The sequence below is a fragment of the Acetonema longum DSM 6540 genome (assembly GCF_000219125.1).
Lineage (GTDB): Bacteria > Bacillota > Negativicutes > Sporomusales > Acetonemataceae > Acetonema > Acetonema longum.
Genome location: NZ_AFGF01000092.1, coordinates 1 through 4,562, shown reverse-complemented (window position 1 = coordinate 4,562; position 4,562 = coordinate 1). Strand labels below are relative to the sequence as shown.

The window sequence follows — 4,562 nt, the reverse complement described above, 5'->3', positions numbered from 1 at the left end:
AGCACTCAGGCAGTGGATAATTCATCACCACACAGCGCCTGATAAAGAAGCATAAGCCAAGTCGCCTTTACATCAACAACATATATTTATTTAGGACAATCATTTTTTTTCCTGAAATATAGAACTCGCGTTCATTAGAGCAAACTTGAAGACTATCTAGTTGATCAGAAATTTCCCCCATATTACGCCAGTTATTTAAATGGTTCAAAAGTTCCGGATAATCATTATATCTTACAACTTTCTCAACTAGATCGATAATGTGAGAAAACTGTCTTGAAGATAATCCATGATCTTCTGATTCACACATTGATTTTAGGTTTAGAAGCCATTGAATGAATATATTGTTTTCGTTTAACACAATTTGAGAATAAACTGTATCACTTGTTTTATGAAGAACTGCGCCAAAAAAATCAGAAGAATCAAAGAATGCTAACTCTATGGTATCCTTCAACTTTATTGTACTTATTCCTAATTGCCACTCTACTCCCAAAAAACCATTCGGTAATATCGACACGTTAGTAATTACCCTATTGTCAAAAATCGCCTTATTATGTTCCTTAGAAAGCAGTTCCATATCTATTTCAGTAATAACAGGAACGCTTGAATCAAGTGAGTTAAAGGGTATTGCTATTTCAGGGAGTTTAAATTTTCGCCTTTTTAGATTCTCGATTTCGTAGGGAAAGACAATCGCGATAATTTTTTCCACGCTTTTTATTTCTTTTAGCGAGAATAGCCGAGGAATACCTCCCAGGAACATTCGAATCGAACGGGGTATTCCATTCCAAAATTCTTCCAAAAATGAAATATTTCTAATAAGACGTTGTTTGTAAATCCATTCATTATTTCCACTAGCTAAAGATGTGGTTTGCAAGTGATCAGAAAGTATTTGAACTAAACGATTTTCTATTCTTGGATCAAGACGGTTCTCATCTCTGAATGGTATGCGTACCTTTTCCCTAGATAACGAAGGCTTCAACGAATTATCCCGAAAATCAACTCTTATACTAAGCTGACAATTGTTTTTCAATTGGTTGTAGTGTCTTATAGTTATACCATGAATACATGTTAAGTCACTTGGAAGTGTCGGTATTTGCGCTTGAGGGTGATCAATGATATAATTTTTCGCATAATTAAGATCGGCCCAGGATTCCGATTCTGAGGTACTGTGTGCAAACACATATATTTCACCTTCTAGACCAGATGCTTGAATGGGAAAACAACGAATAGAATATTTTCCATAGGGCTCAATTATTTCCGGTATTTCATAAATAAAATCTTCCGGTTTTTCCGATGTAATTAATATCTGATTCCCTAGGTCTTCTAAAACTATCGGGAACTCTACTTTCTTGCACCAATAGCGAACAATCTTCTCCAAGTCGCCAGTTTCGAAGGGTTCATCTAATACTAATGTAATTTTCGTACCGTTCTTATTTCGGTCTGATTTTTCTACCAAAATATAGCTTCTCGGGCCAGCAAGGTTTAAGGAAATAGGTCTTCCTACCTTTTTGGGAGAATATGTTTCTAGAGTGATTTTGCTACTTACTCCAAAGACCGACAAAAATCCTATACCATATTGACTTGTAGGATGAAAATGATAATTACGTAAAAAATCCTCAGTAGTATAATATGACTTTCCAACCTGTAGTAAATATTTCTGAATGATTTCCTCGGTCATGCCTATTCCGAAATCTTCAACAGATAATACCTGTTTTATTTCTCGTACCCCCGAAAGTTCATTCGTAAATTCTTGTTCATAAAGCTTGATATTTATTGGATATTTATTCCTAATGGTTTCACTTATCTCTGTTGGATATTTTGGTAATGTAAGGCTACAATTTTTTAAATCAATGTAAACCTGACATCTAGTTGCATCAAGAGCATTTTGAATAAGTTCACGCAAAAAGGCGGATTGCGAATCATAGACATCAGAAATAAGTCTTTTAAAAACCAAATCAGTATCAAACTCAAATTTCCAATCCATAGGAATATAAAGAGCGTCGTCAGCAGGAAAAATGTTGATGTTTCCAGGATGTGAGGAAGTACTAATTTCGGCTACGGGAGGCTTCCAGTTGTTATGCAACTGACATCGGATAATAGAGATAGCAGCGTTTTTAAGCTCTTTTACTAACCAAGTAAACCAATCGTGAAGAAATCTATGTTCATCCTGATTCTTACATCGAGCGGTTATTTCAATTCGATCCGGTGCTGTGAGCCGGTGCACAATACGTTGATACTTTGACCAGTGGGCAAAACTGTCGGCTGGTAATGGGGAGGCTGCATTAATTAGCAGAGGACAGGCTCTATCATTGACGGTATCAAGTAGGTCGCCAACCCTTAAAAGTATAGCGAAAAAACGCATATTGACAAGTTCGCCTCTAATTGTGCGTCTGTCTGGATACCTATCAGTGTCAAGCTCATTGTAGTCTAATCCATGAGAAAGGCAAACATCGGATATTGCTCTCTGTAAATCAGGGTCATCAAAAGCAAATCTACCTAGTTCAGACTGATTCTGCTGGAGAATTTGCGTCGATCGAATATGGTGCTCCTTACGAATAAATTCTCCAATTAAAAAGCGGAGCTGGCGATCAGCTAAAAATTGACGAATAGATTCTTCAACGAACAAGTCATTACGTAACTTTTCGATCTCAAAAAAACGTTTTGAGGGTCCTTCCGTTGAAAGCCAACATTTCCATCTTTCTGAGGCTATTATCTCCATTTTTTCTCTATCTGATGCTACCATGCCAGCATCATGTAAGTATGCAGATGCGATCAAAATATATGCTTCAGTAGGAGACAAATTTACTGTTGCTTTTATACTATTTTGGTTTTTAAAGAGTAATTGAGATATTTGAGAAATGATTTCATCACTATGTTCAACTGAATGAGAAGTATAATGTGGAAATGTGGCGGGAATATATGAAAGCAATTTTTGTACTGCTTCTCTAAGTTCAAGGGCTTTAGCGAAGTATTGAGTATTCATTCTTTTTAAGAAAATCATTAAGGCAGTTTTAGTAACGTCTGCTACCAAATTAGGTTCACCTCCGAATTTATCCTTATAGTGATATTTCGACATTTGGATGAAACTTCCTATGTGAAACTATAAAGATTATTATTCGGGCGGTAGCCTGTCTTCATTATTACCTGGGAGCTTAGGTTAATCCCTCTCTAAATACTATTTTACTGATTCCTCCATGAGAGTCATCTGTTTGTCGTCAGTTTGTTGGCTTATGCTTCTTTATCAGGCGCTGTGTGGTGATGAATTATCCACTGCCTGAGTGCTCAGTATAATGCTCCCCATTGTCAAGACACAGAATGGGAAAAAATAAGTTAAGCTCCCTTCTGAGTTTTTTGAAATGAAACAGCCTCATTAGGCAAGTTTCCGAAGTAGTATTGGACAGGGCAAGCGCCACCCAAAGAGGAGTGTGGCCGATAGGTATTGTATGTCTGCATGTACTCTTTGAGCATCCTGCGCAGTTCCCGAGGAGTGGTATATTCGTTGACATAGATGCGCTCATATTTGAGAGTCCGAAAAAATCGTTCTGTTCATGCGTTGTCCAGGCACTGGCCTTTACCGTCCATGGAGATTTTTACTCCGGCTTCTTCTACCAGTCGAATATACTCCGGGTTGGTAAAATGGCCGCCTTGATCACTATTGATGATTTCTGGCTTTCCAAAGCTAAGAGCGCGTTTTAAACAGGCTAAAACAAAGGATTTATCAAGCGTGCTCGATAGCTCATAATCCACGATATAGCGGCTGTACCAGTCGATGATCACAAACAGGTACATAAACCCTTTTGACATGCGGATGTAGGTAATATCGATCCCCCAGACTTGATCCGGCCGGGTGATCGCTACTTTACGCAAAAGATAGGGCCGCAGAAATTGCTGGTGGTAGCGTTTGCTCAGGTTAGGCTTGGGATAGATGACATAGAGGCCCATGTCCCGCATCAGTCGGCGGACTCTCTTACGATTGATGGCCACGCCTGTTTCACGTCGCAAAATCTGGGTAATCGTCCGATAGCCCCAGGTTGGTTCATCGGTATGGATTTCATCGATCCGGCGCATGAGAAATAAATCCTGTTCCCTGATGGCAGGAGGACTTGGCCTTTTGTAGGCGCTAGTCCGGTTGACGCTAAGAAGGTCTGCCTGGCGCTTGACAGTGAGCTTGGTGTGACTGATCTCCAATAAGAGTTTACGTTCGCCGGCGCTTGATGATTTCTTCAGATTTTTTTTTTGAGCCAGTCCACCTCATAGGTCAACTGGCCGATTTTTTGCTCCAGGCGGGCCACTCGTTCTTTTTCCGCTGCCAATTCCTTGTCGGTTTCCGACTGACCTCTCTTAAACACGTCGGAGGCCCGCTCCAGGAATTCGGTTTTCCACCGGCTGAGCATCACGGGGTTTAGGCCGTGCTTGGCGGCGATTTCATTGACAGTCGCTTCTTCCCCGAGGACTTCCAGGACCACTTTGGTTTTAAATTCGGCTGAGTAGTGATTTCGCTTATTCATACTCCCATTATAACTTATTTTTTCTTCTTTTGTGTCTCAGTTTATGGGAGCATTATA

At 39.6% G+C, this 4,562-nt stretch carries 1 protein-coding gene and 1 pseudogene; both read right to left on the bottom strand.

Translation table 11 applies throughout. The features are described from left to right. Window positions 1-67 precede the first annotated feature (67 nt). Entirely contained in the window at window positions 68-3,073 is a 3,006-nt protein-coding gene (locus ALO_RS10790) for an HD domain-containing protein (RefSeq protein ID WP_004095623.1), read from the bottom strand. A 254-nt stretch (window positions 3,074-3,327) separates the two neighbouring features. Continuing rightward, window positions 3,328-4,505: pseudogene (locus tag ALO_RS10785) on the bottom strand (IS3 family transposase). Between the last annotated feature and the right edge of the window lie 57 nt (window positions 4,506-4,562).